This window comes from Pseudonocardia sp. (assembly GCF_035305885.1).
In the GTDB taxonomy this organism is placed as follows: Bacteria; Actinomycetota; Actinomycetes; order Mycobacteriales; family Pseudonocardiaceae; genus Pseudonocardia.
Window position 1 is genome coordinate 35,817 of the sequence record NZ_DATGOP010000053.1, and the last position, 13,396, is coordinate 49,212.

The 13,396-nt window shown below is 74.5% G+C and carries 16 protein-coding genes and 1 pseudogene; 7 read left to right on the forward strand and 10 right to left on the reverse strand.

Annotated elements, in window-relative coordinates:
- Window position 1 precedes the first annotated feature (1 nt).
- Complete coding sequence (locus tag VKZ81_RS10280; RefSeq protein ID WP_324241242.1) at window positions 2–865, reverse strand: DedA family protein; 864 nt, start codon at window positions 863–865, stop codon at window positions 2–4.
- Window positions 866–962: 97 nt separating this feature from the next.
- Here VKZ81_RS10280 and VKZ81_RS10285 point away from each other — a divergent pair, with 97 nt between their 5' ends.
- Complete coding sequence (locus VKZ81_RS10285; protein ID WP_324241243.1) at window positions 963–1,748, forward strand: isoprenyl transferase; 786 nt, start codon at window positions 963–965, stop codon at window positions 1,746–1,748.
- A complete protein-coding gene (locus VKZ81_RS10290) occupies window positions 1,745–2,149 on the forward strand; it encodes a hypothetical protein (RefSeq protein ID WP_324241244.1) in 405 nt (134 codons plus the stop codon). Before VKZ81_RS10285 ends, VKZ81_RS10290 begins: the two co-directional genes overlap by 4 nt.
- On the opposite strand, the gene VKZ81_RS10295 is transcribed toward VKZ81_RS10290, so the two are convergent.
- From VKZ81_RS10295 to VKZ81_RS10305, 3 genes are all read right to left on the reverse strand, one after another.
- Window positions 2,133–2,318 carry a DUF1918 domain-containing protein gene (locus VKZ81_RS10295; protein ID WP_324241245.1) on the reverse strand — a complete coding sequence of 62 codons (186 nt, stop codon included), beginning with the start codon at window positions 2,316–2,318 and terminating at the stop codon, window positions 2,133–2,135. The two genes, VKZ81_RS10290 and VKZ81_RS10295, sit on opposite strands and share 17 nt — an antisense overlap.
- Window positions 2,319–2,416: 98 nt before the next feature.
- Entirely contained in the window at window positions 2,417–2,845 is a 429-nt protein-coding gene (locus tag VKZ81_RS10300; RefSeq protein ID WP_324241246.1) for a Fur family transcriptional regulator, read from the reverse strand.
- Entirely contained in the window at window positions 2,845–3,246 is a 402-nt protein-coding gene (locus tag VKZ81_RS10305) for an ArsR/SmtB family transcription factor (RefSeq protein WP_324241247.1), read from the reverse strand. The genes VKZ81_RS10300 and VKZ81_RS10305 overlap by 1 nt, the downstream gene beginning before the upstream one ends.
- Before the next feature lie 98 nt (window positions 3,247–3,344).
- On the opposite strand from VKZ81_RS10305, the gene VKZ81_RS10310 reads away from it, so the two are divergent.
- Window positions 3,345–3,659, forward strand: a complete 315-nt coding sequence (locus tag VKZ81_RS10310; RefSeq protein ID WP_324241248.1) for an antibiotic biosynthesis monooxygenase family protein — start codon at window positions 3,345–3,347, stop codon at window positions 3,657–3,659.
- A gap of 110 nt (window positions 3,660–3,769) precedes the next feature.
- On the opposite strand, the gene VKZ81_RS10315 is transcribed toward VKZ81_RS10310, so the two are convergent.
- The 3 genes and pseudogenes from VKZ81_RS10315 to VKZ81_RS10325 form a co-directional block, all read right to left on the reverse strand.
- Window positions 3,770–4,945 (reverse strand): winged helix DNA-binding domain-containing protein, encoded by a 1,176-nt coding sequence (locus VKZ81_RS10315; RefSeq protein WP_324241249.1) that lies wholly within the window; start codon window positions 4,943–4,945, stop codon window positions 3,770–3,772.
- 29 nt (window positions 4,946–4,974) lie between these two features.
- Window positions 4,975–5,598, reverse strand: coding sequence for an SRPBCC family protein (locus VKZ81_RS10320; RefSeq protein WP_324241285.1), 624 nt, complete (start codon window positions 5,596–5,598; stop codon window positions 4,975–4,977).
- Window positions 5,599–5,625: 27 nt separating this feature from the next.
- A pseudogene (locus tag VKZ81_RS10325) lies at window positions 5,626–5,910 on the reverse strand (ArsR/SmtB family transcription factor); the annotation flags it as partial.
- Window positions 5,911–6,077: 167 nt separating this feature from the next.
- Between VKZ81_RS10325 and VKZ81_RS10330 the strand changes: the two are divergent.
- Window positions 6,078–7,475, forward strand: a complete 1,398-nt coding sequence (locus VKZ81_RS10330) for a glycine--tRNA ligase (protein ID WP_324241250.1) — start codon at window positions 6,078–6,080, stop codon at window positions 7,473–7,475.
- Here the strand turns inward: VKZ81_RS10330 and VKZ81_RS10335 are convergent.
- The 3 genes from VKZ81_RS10335 to VKZ81_RS10345 all read right to left on the reverse strand — a co-directional run bounded on the left by VKZ81_RS10335 (window position 7,445) and on the right by VKZ81_RS10345 (window position 10,088).
- Window positions 7,445–7,588 (reverse strand): TetR/AcrR family transcriptional regulator C-terminal domain-containing protein, encoded by a 144-nt coding sequence (locus VKZ81_RS10335; protein WP_324241251.1) that lies wholly within the window; start codon window positions 7,586–7,588, stop codon window positions 7,445–7,447. The two genes, VKZ81_RS10330 and VKZ81_RS10335, sit on opposite strands and share 31 nt — an antisense overlap.
- Window positions 7,589–7,719: 131 nt before the next feature.
- Window positions 7,720–8,718 (reverse strand): hemolysin family protein, encoded by a 999-nt coding sequence (locus VKZ81_RS10340; protein WP_324241252.1) that lies wholly within the window; start codon window positions 8,716–8,718, stop codon window positions 7,720–7,722.
- Complete coding sequence (locus tag VKZ81_RS10345; RefSeq protein WP_324241253.1) at window positions 8,715–10,088, reverse strand: hemolysin family protein; 1,374 nt, start codon at window positions 10,086–10,088, stop codon at window positions 8,715–8,717. Before VKZ81_RS10345 ends, VKZ81_RS10340 begins: the two co-directional genes overlap by 4 nt.
- A gap of 301 nt (window positions 10,089–10,389) precedes the next feature.
- Between VKZ81_RS10345 and VKZ81_RS10350 the strand changes: the two genes are divergently transcribed.
- The 3 genes from VKZ81_RS10350 to VKZ81_RS10360 are packed head-to-tail and all read left to right on the forward strand — an operon-like array spanning window position 10,390 to window position 13,333.
- Window positions 10,390–11,328, forward strand: coding sequence for an XdhC family protein (locus VKZ81_RS10350; protein ID WP_324241254.1), 939 nt, complete (start codon window positions 10,390–10,392; stop codon window positions 11,326–11,328).
- Window positions 11,328–12,065, forward strand: a complete 738-nt coding sequence (locus VKZ81_RS10355; RefSeq protein WP_324241255.1) for a YdcF family protein — start codon at window positions 11,328–11,330, stop codon at window positions 12,063–12,065. The genes VKZ81_RS10350 and VKZ81_RS10355 overlap by 1 nt, the downstream gene beginning before the upstream one ends.
- A gap of 14 nt (window positions 12,066–12,079) precedes the next feature.
- Window positions 12,080–13,333 carry a deoxyguanosinetriphosphate triphosphohydrolase gene (locus tag VKZ81_RS10360; RefSeq protein ID WP_324241256.1) on the forward strand — a complete coding sequence of 418 codons (1,254 nt, stop codon included), beginning with the start codon at window positions 12,080–12,082 and terminating at the stop codon, window positions 13,331–13,333.
- The last annotated feature ends 63 nt before the right edge of the window (window positions 13,334–13,396 follow it).

The following is a 13,396-nucleotide window of genomic DNA, read 5'->3' on the forward strand; positions in this document are numbered from 1 at the left end:
GCTACCGCCTGCGCGGTGGCGGCGGCATGTCCGGTCGGATCACCGGCAGCCTGCGCGTCGGCTGCGCCCCCCACTCGGCCGGAGCCGACTCGGCCGCCCACTGCTGCACCGGCCCGATGGGCATGGCGCGGACCACGGGGATCTGCTCGGTGGGGGCGTCGGCGTAGGCCGGGTCCGGCGCCACCGGCTGCTGCGCGGGCGGTTCCGCGGGCTGGGCCACCTCCTGCGCCACCTCCGCGGGCCGGCGGGCGCGCCTGATCCGCAGCACCACGAAGGCCACGACCGCGATCGCGATCACCGCGAGCACGACCTTCGACAGGATGCCCGCGTAGGTCTCGACGACGTGCCAGCTCTCGCCGAGCAGGTAGCCGGCCACCACGAAGATCGAGTTCCAGATCAGGCTGCCCGCCGCGGTGAGGGCGAGGAACAGCGGCACGTTCATCCGTTCGACGCCCGCCGGCACCGAGATCATGCTGCGGACCAGCGGCACCATCCGCCCGAAGAACACCGCCTTCGGGCCGTGGCGGGCGAACCACGCCTCGGCCTTGTCGATGTCGCCGACGTCCACGAGCGGCATCCGGTCGGCGATCGCCCGCAGCCGGTGCCTGCCGAGCGCGGCGCCCAGTCCGTAGAGGGCGAGGGCGCCGACGACGGAACCGATGGTGGTCCAGACGATCGCGGCGACGAGGCTGAGCTCGCCCCGGGACGCGGCGAAACCGGCGAGCGGCAGGAACACCTCGCTGGGCAGCGGCGGGAACACGTTCTCGAGCGCGATCGCGAGACCGACGCCGGGCGCGCCGAGCGTCTCCATCAGGTCGACGACCCAGCCGACGATCCCGTCGAGCTGGGGGGCGGTGGCGGTCATGATTCACACGGTAGATGGATGGGTGGTTCGCCCGGCCTGGGGTGCTCGGCGGAGGGACCCTGAGGTTTCCCCCACCCCGGCCCTTAGGGTTGCCCCCGTGAGCCGGTACCAGCCCCCGCCGCCGCACCCGTCGGGAGCGCGCCCCCCGGCGATCCCGCCGGAGCTGGTCCCGAACCACGTCGCCCTGGTCATGGACGGCAACGGGCGGTGGGCCAACGCGCGCGGGCTGCCCCGCATCGAGGGGCACCGCCACGGCGAGGCCGCCCTGATGGACGTGGCCCGCGGCGCGATCGAGATCGGCGTGCGCTGGCTGTCGGCGTACGCGTTCTCCACCGAGAACTGGAAGCGCAGCCCCGACGAGGTGCGCTTCCTCATGGGCTTCAACCGCGACGTGATCCGCCGCCGCGTCGACGAGATGGACGCCATGGGCGTGCGGGTGCGGTGGGCGGGCAGGCGCCCCCGGCTGTGGCGCTCGGTGATCAGGGAGCTGGAGATCGCCGAGGAGAAGACCAAGAACAACGACGTGCTGACGCTCACCATGTGCGTCAACTACGGCGGGCGGGCGGAGATCGCCGACGCCGTCAAGCAGATCGCCCGGCTGGCGGCGGAGGGGAAGATCAAGCCCGACAAGATCGACGAGCGCACGATCGCCCGCTTCCTCGACGAGCCGGACATGCCCGACGTGGACCTGTTCGTCCGCTCGTCGGGGGAGCAGCGCACGTCGAACTTCCTGCTGTGGCAGTCGGCCTACGCCGAGCTGGTCTTCCTCGACACCCTCTTCCCCGACTTCGACCGCCGCCACCTGTGGCAGGCCATCGAGATCTACGCGAAGCGCGACCGCCGCTTCGGCGCCGCGCGCGACACCCCGGAGGCCGCCTCGTGACCGAAGCCATCGCGGAACAGCTGGCCGTCGCCCGGGCCGCGCTCGAACGCTTCCACGACGTCACCGTCGACGAGGACGGGGCCCTCACCTTCGCCCACGGCGGCGTGGTGTGCGCGCTGCAGGGCCTCGACATCGAAGAGGGCCTGCCGGTCCTCAACCTCACCTGCGTGGTGGCGTGGGACCTGCCCCTCGACTCGGACGTGCCCCGTCAGGTGGCGCTCGGGGTCGGTGAGGGCCTGTTCGGCACCCCGCGGGTGATCCGCGGGCGCGCAGGCTGGGACGTGACGTGGCGCTACGCGTTCCCCGCCGCCGGGCTCGACGAGAAGGCGATGGGGACGTTGCTGATGCTCGTGGTGAGCGGCGCCTCCAGCCTGCGCGCCGCGCTCATCGCGGAGAAGTGACGTGGGCCCCCGGGCCGGGCTTGAAGACCGACTCGTGGCCGTCCCGCCACCTCACCCGGTAGCACCGGGTGTCACCGGCCCCGAGGACCTCGAGGACCTCTCCCTCACGGCGACCCTGGTCGACGACCGTGCCTTCCACGACGATGTGGTCGCCTGCTTTGGCCTCCATCGGCAGGTCATCCCCCTTTCTCGCACTCGGGCTCACTTCGATGTTCCCGCAGCGAGCGATCCGGCGCCAGGTAGCGACCGGAGGGATCCGGCCGGACCTCAGCGGTTGGCGCCGCAGTCCTTGCAGAGGCCGAAGACCTCGGCGGTGTGGCTCAGTTCGACGAACCCGTGGTCCTCGGCGACCCGCTGCGCCCAGGTCTCCACCGCGGGCCCCTCGATCTCCACCGTGTAGCCGCAGCGGCGGCAGACGAGGTGGTGGTGGTGCTCCGCGGACGCGCACCGGCGGTAGACGGCCTCGCCGGAGCCGGTGCGCAGCACGTCGACCTCGCCGCCGTCGGCGAGGGTCTGCAGCGTGCGGTAGACGGTGGTCAGGCCGATGCCCTCACCCGCGCGGCGCAGCTCCTCGTGGATCTCCTGCGCAGACCGGAAGTCGTCGAGCCGGTCCAGCATCGCCGACACCGCGGCCCGCTGCCGCGTGGCGCGCAGGGCTCGTGTGGTGGGCGTCCGCCCGTTCGCGCGGGTGCTCATCACCCCTCCTCGACGTGCGCGACCGCGTCGACCACGATGTGCGCGAGGTGGTCGTCCACCAGGGAGTACACCACCTCGCGGCCGCGGCGCTCACCGTGCACCACCCCGGCCGACTTCAGCACCCGCAGGTGCTGGCTGATGAGCGGCTGCGCCACCCCCAGGGCGTCGACGAGGTCGTGCACGCACCGGTCGGACTCCAACAGCTGCAGCACGATCGCGATGCGCACCGGCGCGGCGAGCGCGCGCAGCAGGTCGCCCGCGGCCGCGAGCGTCCGCGGGGTGCGCACCGGCGCGGGCGGCGGGCCGGGACGGCCCGCGACGTGCTCGGCGCGATCGTCGACGGGCAGCTCGCGATCGGCGGTGGCCGGGCTCGAGTTCCCTGCGCCTGCGACGATCGACATCGGTGTCCCCATCCCCGGGAGCGGCGGCCGCGCTCCCCGGTGCTCACTGCGTACGGGCCGCACGTCCCATCGTAGGCGCGCGGTGGTTGGGTGGGGTCGTGCTGCTCGTGTGCCGCTTCACCACCGCGCCCGACCTGCTCGACCGCGCCCGGACGGCGCTCGAGCTGCTCACGGCCGCGGACGGCTGCCTCGGCGGTGAGCTCGGGCGCTCGGTGGACGAGCCGGACCGCTGGGTGCTCACCGTCCGCTTCGCCACCGTCGACGCCTACCGCCGCGCGCTCTCGCCGTTCCCCGTGCGCGAGCACGTGGTGCCCCTGCTGAGCGAGGCCGCGGTCGACGAGCCCGCCACGTTCGAGACGCTCGTGACGGCGGAAGGCGGTACCGCCACCACCCACCGGAGCCTGCTCGCGTAACCCGGGTCGGGACGCCCCTACGACCGGCCCGGGGCTCGGAAGATGCGGGGTGTGAGGGCGCCGCACGATCCGCGGCACCGCCAGCAGGCCCAGGCCCGGGCGCCTGCCCGTCAGGAGCGCAGCTCCTTGTGCAGCGGCGCCGGGAACCGCGGGGTGAAGCGCACGTCGCCGAGCAGCCGTTCGAGCTCGTGCGCGGCCCGCTCGACCTCGGCCGTCCGCTCGCGGCCGATGTCCTCCAGCACCCGCAGCGCGATCGTGCCGTCGGCGCGCTGGGCCCAGCCGCCGACGATCCGGCCGTCGACCCAGATCGTGGCGCCGCCGTTGCCGTTGCGGTCGAACAGCAACGGGCCATGGGTCGGGTCGAGGTGGAAGCCGCGCTGCTTCCAGCCCATCGTCGTCGGGTCGAGGCTCGGCAGGAGGGCGACGAACGGCTCGGCGGGGCCGACCGGGTCGACGTCGTCGGGCAGGACGTAGCCGGTGCCCTCGGCCAGCTCCACCTCGACGGCGCCCGCGTCGGCGAGGGCCCGCGCGGTGGTGGTGGCGGTCCAGCCGGTCCACCACTGCACGTCGGCGCGGGTGCCCGGCCCGAACGCCCGCAACCAGGCGCGGACGAGCGTGGCGGCCGCGGTGCGCGGGTCGAGCGGCTCGTCGAACCCGGGCGCCCACGCCTGCGCGGCCGCCCACCGGTACTGGCCGTTGATCCACGTGCCGGTGGGCCGGGCCCGCAGCACCCTGCCCTCGAACCCGAGCACGAGCAGCAGCCGCGAGTGCGCGGCGACCTCGGTGGCCTGCCGCCCGGTGCCGATCGTGATCGGAACGGCCAGGTGGGGCACCAGCCGGCCCAGCTCGCGGGCGGCCAGCGGGCCCTTGTCGGCCAGCACCTCGAGGATCTCGGTGGTGGCGGCGTCGACCCACCGCTCGGGGTCGGGGCCGAGGCCCGCCCCGGCCACGGCGTCGAGCAGCATCTTCCGCTGCCTGCCCACCAGCGTCACCGTGCAGGAGTGGTGGGCCGCGCGCGCCAGCTCGAGTCCGAGCACCCACAGCGTGCGCCGCATGGCGTGGTGGCGCAGCAGCGACCGCTGCACGTACAGCGCGTCGTCCGCCGCGGGCAGCACGGGCGTGCGCATCCGCGCCGCCGCCGACAGGTGCACGGTGACGGGGTCGGTGGAGTGCAGCCCGACGACGGCGTCGGCGATGGCGGCGACGTCGTCGGTGCGGGCGGCCGGGGTGAGCAGCTGCCGCACGGCGAGCCGGTTGCGGCGCTCGGCGACGTCGATGTGGCGCACGCGCGAAGCGTGCCAGACGGGCGCGCCGGTCAGCCCGTGTAGGCCTCGACGGTGCGGTCGGCCGCATCCCGGGCCGACTCGGGGTCGGCGCCGCCCGCGACGTCCGCCTCGTACCAGCGGTCGCCCGCGGCGGCGAGGAACCCCTTGCCCTCGTCCGACGCCCACCAGCCGGCGTTGTCCCGGTCGTTCGTGACCTCGCCGGTGGCGAGGTGGCGGGCGAGCGAGGCGAAGGCCATGTCGTAGCCGAGCCCGACGGCGCCGGGCCCGTACACCGCCCAGTGGTCCTCCGGGTGGGCGATGTGGTCGAGCTCGAGGCGCGCGCCGCCGCCCGGCTCGGGGGACAGCCGCACCTCGACCCAGCTCACGCCGCCGCCGAACTCCCAGGTGAGGGAGAAGCGCTCGGGCGGGTCGCACCGCTCGACGGTGCCCTCGGCGTTGCCCTCGATCCGGTAGCGGCCGCCCAGCCGCAGGTCCCCGGACACCGGCGCGAACCAGCGCGCCAGCCGCTCGGCCGTGGTGCACGCCTGCCACAGGTCCTCGACGTCGGTGTCGAACGCCTGGCTGATCGTCACGACCTTCGCCTCGCGGCCGTCGCGCTCGCGGCTTCCGAGCCTGCGGTCGACGGCGCTGATCTGCGGATCGACGTCGAACATCGTCACTCCTCGGGGTGGGTCGGCGCGCAGCCTGCGTTCCCGCTTGCCGCGCTCGATCTCGGTGGCCAGTGCCGCGAGGCGGGGGGTCCAGAACCGCCGGAACCGGTCCAGCCAGACGTCGACGTCCTGCAGCGGCTCGGGGCGCACGGCGTAGAGCCGCCGCGTGCCCTCCGGGCGGACGGTGGCGAAGCCGCCCTCCCGCAGGACCTTGAGGTGCTGGGACACCGCGGGCTGGGAGATGCCGAACTCCGCGCGGACGACGGCGGTGATCGCGCCGGAGGTCTGCTCGCCGTCGGCGAGGAGCTCCAGGATCCGGCGGCGGACCGGGTCGCCGAGGACGTCGAACGCGTGTACCGCGCCAAGCTACAGCCGTTGCTTATATAAGTCCAGCCTTTTGAGGATGGATACCGGGGGCGGGCAATGCGGTCGCGGGGGCCGGATACGCTGGGGGCTCACCGTCCGTTCACCTGGAGTCACCCGTGGCCAGCAAGCCCTCGTCCGCCAAGATCGACACCATCGTCGCGCTCGCCAAGCGGCGCGGATTCGTCTTCGCCTCGGGGGAGATCTACGGCGGTACCCGGTCGGCCTGGGACTACGGCCCGCTGGGCGTCGAGCTCAAGGAGAACCTCAAGCGGCAGTGGTGGAAGGCCGTCGTCACCAGTCGCGAGGACGTCGTGGGCATCGACTCGTCGGTGATCCTGCCGCGCCAGGTCTGGGTGGCCTCCGGGCACGTCAGCGCCTTCCACGACCCGCTGGTCGAGTGCCTGTCCTGCCACCGCCGGTTCCGGGCCGACCAGCTCGCCGAGGAGTACACCGAGCGCACCGGCAAGGCGGCGTCGGAGGACGACCTGTCCGAGATCCCGTGCCCGAACTGCGGCACCCGCGGCCAGTACACCGAGCCGCGTGAGTTCAACATGATGCTCAAGACCTACCTCGGTCCGGTCGAGTCCGAGGAGGGCCTGCACTACCTGCGCCCGGAGACGGCGCAGGGCATCTTCGTGAACTTCCTCAACGTGCAGACCACGTCGCGCAAGAAGCCGCCGTTCGGCATCGGCCAGATCGGCAAGAGCTTCCGCAACGAGATCACGCCGGGCAACTTCATCTTCCGCACGCGCGAGTTCGAGCAGATGGAGATGGAGTACTTCGTCGAGCCCGGCTCCGACGAGGAGCTGCACCAGTACTGGATCGACGAGCGCACCAACTGGTACGTCGACCTGGGCATCTCGCGGGACAACCTGCGCCACTACGAGCACCCCAAGGAGAAGCTCTCCCACTACTCGAAGCGCACCGTCGACATCGAGTACCGCTTCGGCTTCACCGGCCAGGAGTGGGGCGAGCTGGAGGGCATCGCCAACCGCACCGACTTCGACCTCACCACGCACTCGAACCACTCGGGCGTGGACCTGTCGTTCTACGACCAGGCGTCGGGCGCGCGGTACCGGCCGTACGTGATCGAGCCCGCGGCGGGCGTCGGGCGCTCGATGATGGCGTTCCTCGTCGAGGCCTACAGCGAGGACGAGGCGCCCAACGCCAAGGGCGGCGTCGACAAGCGCGTGGTGCTGCGCCTCGACCGCAGGCTCGCCCCGGTCAAGGCCGCTGTGCTGCCGCTGTCGCGCAACGCCGACCTGTCGCCGAAGGCGCGTGACCTCGCCAACCAGCTGCGCAAGCACTGGAACGTCGAGTTCGACGACGCGGGCGCGATCGGCCGCCGCTACCGCCGCCAGGACGAGATCGGCACGCCGTTCTGCGTCACGGTCGACTTCGACACCCTGAACGACCAAGCGGTCACGATCCGCGAGCGCGACTCGATGGCGCAGGACCGCGTGGCGATCGACCAGGTCGAGTCCTACCTGGCCGCCCGGCTCGCCGGCTGCTGACCCGCGGCCTCGCGGATCCCGGCGAGCACGAGCGCGAGGCCGTGCTCGAAGTGCTCGTCGGGGTCCGCCGCCGCGAGGTCGGCCCGCCACGCACCGAGCTGTGGGACCTCCACCGCAGCTGGCCGGCTGCGCGTCCTCGTCGACCGCGTGCTGCCCCTCGAGGAGGCGGGGGAGGCACACCGCGTCGTCGAGGGGCGGCGCAACGTCGGCCGCGTCCTGCTGCGCGTCGCCGTGACCGGGGTGGTCAGGCGGCCGCCGGCAGCAGGCGGTCGAGCAGGTCGTGCAGGGTCACCAGGCCGACGACCTCGCCGCCGGCCTCGACCAACGCGATCTGGTTGCGCTCGGCCTGCATGGCCGACAGCGCGTCGTGGATCGGCAGGTCGGCCGGGAGCGTGCGGATCGGGCGCATGAGCTGCCGCGCGGTCGTCGCGGCGGGCACGGCCAGCGCGTCGCGGACGTGCACGACCCCGACCGCGCGGCCGTCGGCGTCGGAGACGACGAGCCGCAGGTGGCCGCTCTCGCGGGACGCCGTGCGGATCGCGGCGGCATAGGCGGTCGCGGGCACACCCGCCACCTCCGACCGCGGTCGCGCCACCTCCCGCAGCGGGGTGCGGTCGAGCTCGAGCGCGGTGACGATGTGGTTGCGCCGGTCCGGGTCGAGGGCGCCCGCGGTGGCCGAGTGCTCCACGAGCTGGCGCAGGTCGTCGGGGTTGTGCCCGGCGGCGAGCTCGTCGACCGGCTCGACGCCGACGCGGCGCAGGCACCAGTTCGCCATGCCGTTGAGGCCGACGAGCACCGGCCGCGTCACCGCCATGAACGCCCGCATCGGCAGCGCCAGCACCGTGGCGGACCGCTCGGGGTGGGCGATCGCCCACGACTTCGGCGCCATCTCGCCGACGACGAGGTGCACGAACGTGACCACGACCAGCGACAGCACGAACGACACCACCGTGGCCCACGGGGCGCCCAGCCCGCCGAACAGCGGGTGCAGCAGCTCCTCGACGGCGGGCTTGCCGACCGCGCCGAGCCCGACGGTGCACAGCGTGATGCCCAGCTGCGAGCCGGCCAGGAGCATCGACAGCTCGCGGGCCGAGCGCAGCGCCGCCCTGGCCGACGCGCTGGTGGCGGCGGCTTCCTCGAGCCGGTAGCGGCGGGCCGCGACGAGCGCGAACTCGATCGCCACGAAGAACGCCGACAGCGCGACCAGCAGCGCGGAGACGCCGAGCGAGACGGGGGTGCTCATGCCGCCACCACCGCGTCGCTCCCGGCGTCGGCCCAGGCCAGCCGCACCTTCGCGGGCACGCGCCGCTCCACCGCGAGCACCCGGATCTCCAGCGTGCGCGGCGGCTCGCCGTCCTCGTCCGGCGCGGCGTCGGCGAGCATGAGCCGCACCCGGTCGCCCGGCTCGGGGAGCCGCTGCAGCTCGTGGATCACCAGGCCGCCGATCGTCTGGTAGCCGCCCTCGGGCAGGTTCGCGTCGAGCAGGCGCTCGACCTCGTCGACCGCGAGCGCGCCGGGCACGGTCCACGCGCCGTCGCCTGCCTCCAGGAGGCCGTCGGCGTCCGCCGGGTCGTGCTCGTCGGTGATCTCGCCGACCAGCTCCTCGGCGATGTCCTCGACCGTGACGACGCCGGCGAGGCCGCCGTACTCGTCGACGACCACCGCGAACTCGTCGCCCGCCGCGCGGAGGCGATCGAGGACGGCGGGCAGCGGCAGCGACGCGGGCACGAGCAGCGGGGCGCGGGCCACGTCCCCGACCCGCAGGCCGGACAGGTCGGCGCGACCCTCGAGCGCGAGCAGGTCGCGCAGGCAGAACACGCCGACGACGTCGTCGGGGCCCTCTCCGGTGACCGGCAGGCGCGAGTGCCCCGACGCCATCACGTCGACGAGGTCGGCCACCGGGGTGTCGGCGCGGACCGTGGTGACGCGCGGCCGCGGGATCATCGCCGCCCGGGCGGTGCGGTCGGTGAAGTCGAGCGCGCGGTCCAGCAGCTCGGACAGGTCGTCGTCGAGGTCGCCGCGGTCGCGGGACTCGTCGATGATCGCCTCGAGGTCGCGCGGCGTGGCCGCGTGCTCCACGTCGTGCACCGGCTCGATGCGCAGCGCTCGCAGCAGCGCGTTCGAGGCCGCGTCGAAGAGCCGGATGATCCAGCCGAACGCGGCGAGGTAGACCGACGTGGACAGCGCCAGCGCGCGGGCCACCGGCTCGGGGCGGGCGATCGCGAGGTTCTTCGGGAACAGCTCGCCGAACACCATCTGCACGACGGTGACGACCACCAGCGCGACCAGGGCGCCGATGGCGACGCCGAGGCCCGCGGGCACGCCGGTGCCGAGCAGTCCCGCGACGCCCCGCCCGATCATCGGCTCGGCCACGTAACCGGCGAGCAGGCCGGTGACGGTGATGCCGAGCTGCGCGCCCGAGAGCATGAAGGAGGTGCGTCGGGTGACGCCGAGGGCCCGGCGGGCGCCTGCGTCGCCCGCGGAGGCGCGGGCCTGCAGCCGGGACCGGTCGACGGCCATGTACCCGAACTCCTGGGCGACGAAGTAGCCGGTGAGCGCGGTGAGCGCGGCGACGGCCAGCACGCCGAGGAGGACGGAGAGGATGGGGGTCACGGGCGGACCGCCCGTTCGGGACGCCGTCTTGCGAGGACGGCGCCGGTACTGTCTGCGGGATCCATGGTTCCTGTGTCGTGGGTAGACCGGTTCGTCCTGGTCGAACGCCGGAGGTCCCCGGCGAGTTCCACGACGTGCCCCCGATCACGTCACCCGATCGGCACGCCGGGACGCGATCCCGCCGATCCCGTCGTCCCTGCTCGCTACGCTTGACGGTGTGACGGGAACGGGCGCTGCCCCCGTGTCGGGGCTCCGGGAGCTCGGTGCGGCGCTGCGCAGGTGGGCGCCTGAAGGTGTGGGTGTGGTGCGCGTGCTGGAGCGCCACGGCTTCGGCACCGTCGAGCCCGGCCAACTCGTGGCGGGCCGGGCCGACGGCACGGTCGCGGGCGCGCTCTACCGCGGCACGCTCGACGACACCGTCCGTCCGCTGGCCGCGGCCGCGGTGTCCGCTCCGCAGACCCGCGAGGCGCACGTCGCGGAGGACACGGCGGTCGGCGCCGGCCTCGCCTGCGCCGGCGGCGCCACGCTGCTGGGCCACCCGCTGCCCGCCGCGGAGGCGGCCGCGCTGGGGGAGGCCCTCGAACGCGGCGTGCCCGCCGCGCTGGTCTCCACCGCGGGCGGCACCGGCGCGGTCGTGCTGACCGGGCCCGAGCTGGAGGCCGTGCAGGGGTCGCTGGGCACGCCCGAGCTCGACGCCGAGGCCCTCGCGGCGGCGCGCAGGCTGCTGCGCCGCGGCGCCACCGCCACCGAGCGCGTGCGCACCGACGCCGGTGAGCTGCTGGTCGACATCTGGGTGCCGGTGCCGTCGGTGCTGGTCGCGGGCGGCGGCGCGATCGCCGAGGCGCTGGTGGCGCAGGCCGAGCTGCTCGGCTGGTCGGCGCGCATCGAGACCGACCTCGCCACCGTCCACCAGGCGGTCACCGCATTCACCGACGCCGACGTCCTGGTCCTGATCGACCACGCGCCCGCGTTCGACGCCGTGCTGATCGACGCCCTGCGCCGCGGGCGTGGGTTCATCGGGGCGCTCGGGTCGCGGCACACCCAGGCCGCGCGCCGGGAACGGCTGCTGGCCGCGGGGCTCACCGAGGACGAGCTGGCCCGGCTGCACGGGCCGGTCGGGCTCGACCTGGGGGCCCGCACGCCCGCCGAGACGGCGGTGTCGATCGTGGCGCAGGTGGTGGCCGCCCGGTCGGCGCGCACGGGTGTCCCGCTCGCCGCCACCGACGGCCGGATCGGCTGATGACCGCACGGCACGAACTCACGCGGGCGCTGCCCGCGTCGGGCCCGCCACCGCGGCGCGTCGCCGACCTGGTCGGGGAGGCGCCCACCCTCCCGCTGCGCGACGAGCCGCCGCGGCGCCGCGGCTGGGGCTTCCGGCTGGTCGTCGGCGCGCTCGTGCTGGCCCTCCTGGTGGTCGGGGGCACCGCGTTCCGGGTGTGGCAGGTGGCGCGGATCGACGACCGGCAGCCGGTCGACGCGGTGATCGTGCTGGGCGCCGCGCAGTACGACGGCGAGCCGAGCTCGATCTTCGCTTACCGGCTGCGGCACGCCGAGGCCCTCTACGAGCAGGGGCTCGCGCCGAGGATCGTCACCACGGGCGGCAACCGGGCGGGCGACGCCTACACCGAGGCCGAGGCCGGGCGGCGCTACCTGATCGAGCGCGGGGTGCCCGCCGAGGCGGTGGTCGCCGTCGCCGAGGGCTCGGACACCCTCGGCAGCCTGCGGGCCGTCGCCGCGCGGGCCCAGCAGGACGGCTGGACCACGGCGCTCGTGGTGAGCGACCCGTGGCACTCGCTGCGCGCGCGCACCATGGCCCGCGACAGCGGGCTCGACGCGTGGACCTCGCCCACCCGCAGCGGCCCGGTGGTGCAGACGCGGGAGACCCAGCTGCGCTACATCGCCCGCGAGACCGCGGCGCTGCTGTACTACCAGCTCACCCACGCGTCCGTGGACAGCGGGTCCACGGACCAGGGCTGACGCACCCCGCAGCGATGGACACCGTGGTGCACTACACGGCGCACGACCGCGCCCGCCTGTCGCCGGAGCCGGCCAAGGGCGCGGGTCCCGAGCGGCGCAGCCCGTTCGCGCGCGACCGGGCCCGGGTGCTGCACTCGGCCGCGCTGCGCCGGCTCGCGGGCAAGACCCAGGTCGTGGGGCCGGGCGAGGGCACCGAGGTCAGCGGTGCGCCGCGCACGCGGCTCACCCATTCGCTGGAGGTCGCGCAGATCGGCCGCGGGATCGCCGAGGAGCTGGGCTGCGACCCCGACGTCGTCGACACCGCCGGGCTCGCCCACGACATCGGCCACCCGCCGTTCGGCCACAACGGTGAGCGCGCGCTGAACGCGTTCGCCGCCGAGTGCGGGCTCGACGGCGGCTTCGAGGGCAACGCGCAGACCCTGCGGATCCTCACCCGGCTCGAACCCAAGATCGACGGTGTCGGCCTCAACCTCACCCGGGCGTCCCTGGACGCCTCCTGCAAGTACCCGTGGGTGCGTGCGCCCGGCGACGCCAAGTACGGCGCCTACCCCGAGGACGCCGAGGTGTTCGCCTGGGTCCGCGACGGCGCCCCGCCGCGGCGGCGCTGCCTCGAGGCGCAGATCATGGACTGGTCGGACGACGTCGCCTACTCCGTGCACGACGTCGAGGACGGCATCCTGGCCGGGCGCATCGACCTGGCCGCGCTCGGCGCGTCCGGGGAGCGCGCGGCGCTCGTGGACATCGCGGTGCGCCACTTCGGGGGCGAGGCGGGCGCGCTCGCCGAGGCCGCCGACGCGCTGCAGGCGCTGCCGGTGGTCGCCGCCGTGCGCGGCTTCTCGGCGGCCTCGGCGTCGGCCGCCGACCACGTGGCGCTCAAGCGGCTCACGAGCGAGCTCGTGGGCCGGTTCGTCCACGCCGCCGTGCACGCCACGCGGGCCGCGCACGGGGAACGCCCGCTGCTGCGCTACACCGCCGACCTGGTCGTCCCGGCGTGGGCCGCGGCGGAGGTCGCCCTGCTCAAGGCGGTCGCGCTGCGGTACGTGATGGACGACCGCGGCCGGCTCGACATGCAGGCCCACCAGCGCGAGCTGCTCGTCGAGCTGGCCGCCGCCCTGCGCGACCGGGCACCGGACTCGCTCGACCCGGCGTTCGCGGCCGCCTGGAAGGACGCCCCCGACGACACCGCACGGTTGCGGGTGGTGCTCGACCAGGTCGCGATCCTCACCGACCGGCAGGCCGAGGTCCGCCACAAGCAGATCACCCGCTGAGAGCCCGGTCACTGCTCCGGTCGAGCGCTGTCACGAACGCAGGCGCCACCCCGTCCCCTCCGT

Excerpts from the sequence above, each read along its gene's own strand:
- VKZ81_RS10280 (WP_324241242.1), bottom strand. The coding sequence starts at position 865 with ATGACCGCCACCGCCCCCCAGCTCGACGGGATCGTCGGCTGGGTCGTC.
- VKZ81_RS10295 (WP_324241245.1), bottom strand. The coding sequence starts at position 2,318 with ATGGAGGCCAAAGCAGGCGACCACATCGTCGTGGAAGGCACGGTCGTC.
- VKZ81_RS10300 (WP_324241246.1), bottom strand. The coding sequence starts at position 2,845 with ATGAGCACCCGCGCGAACGGGCGGACGCCCACCACACGAGCCCTGCGC.
- VKZ81_RS10305 (WP_324241247.1), bottom strand. The coding sequence starts at position 3,246 with ATGTCGATCGTCGCAGGCGCAGGGAACTCGAGCCCGGCCACCGCCGAT.
- VKZ81_RS10320 (WP_324241285.1), bottom strand. The coding sequence starts at position 5,598 with ATGTTCGACGTCGATCCGCAGATCAGCGCCGTCGACCGCAGGCTCGGA.
- VKZ81_RS10340 (WP_324241252.1), bottom strand. The coding sequence starts at position 8,718 with ATGAGCACCCCCGTCTCGCTCGGCGTCTCCGCGCTGCTGGTCGCGCTG.
- VKZ81_RS10355 (WP_324241255.1), top strand. The coding sequence starts at position 11,328 with ATGACCGCACGGCACGAACTCACGCGGGCGCTGCCCGCGTCGGGCCCG.
- VKZ81_RS10360 (WP_324241256.1), top strand. The coding sequence starts at position 12,080 with ATGGACACCGTGGTGCACTACACGGCGCACGACCGCGCCCGCCTGTCG.